Source organism: Calderihabitans maritimus (assembly GCF_002207765.1).
GTDB lineage: Bacteria > Bacillota > KKC1 > Calderihabitantales > Calderihabitantaceae > Calderihabitans > Calderihabitans maritimus.
Genome location: NZ_BDGJ01000114.1, coordinates 1 through 270, shown reverse-complemented (window position 1 = coordinate 270; position 270 = coordinate 1). Strand labels below are relative to the sequence as shown.

The window sequence follows — 270 nt, the reverse complement described above, 5'->3', positions numbered from 1 at the left end:
ATATCTACATGAAACTCAGTGAATGGGCAAGAAAACAAGGAATCAGTTACAAGACCGCGTGGAAATGGTACAAAGAGGGGAAGCTACCTGTTCCGGCCTACCAAACACCAACGGGTACAATACTGGTTAAGGTCGGCGAAGAAAAGGAGGGAGGAAAAACGGCTGTATACGCCAGAGTATCCAGCGCTGACCAGAGAGCAGACTTAGACCGGCAGGTAGCCAAGCTTCTGGAATTTGCGAACAGCCAGGGTGTGGCGGTAGCCAAGACGG

The 270-nt window shown here is 51.1% G+C and carries 1 protein-coding gene; it reads left to right on the top strand.

Annotation, left to right across the window (positions count from 1 at the left end; translation table 11 throughout):
- A partial coding sequence (locus tag KKC1_RS09890; protein WP_192868185.1) for a recombinase family protein occupies positions 1-270 on the top strand: 270 nt, incomplete at both ends.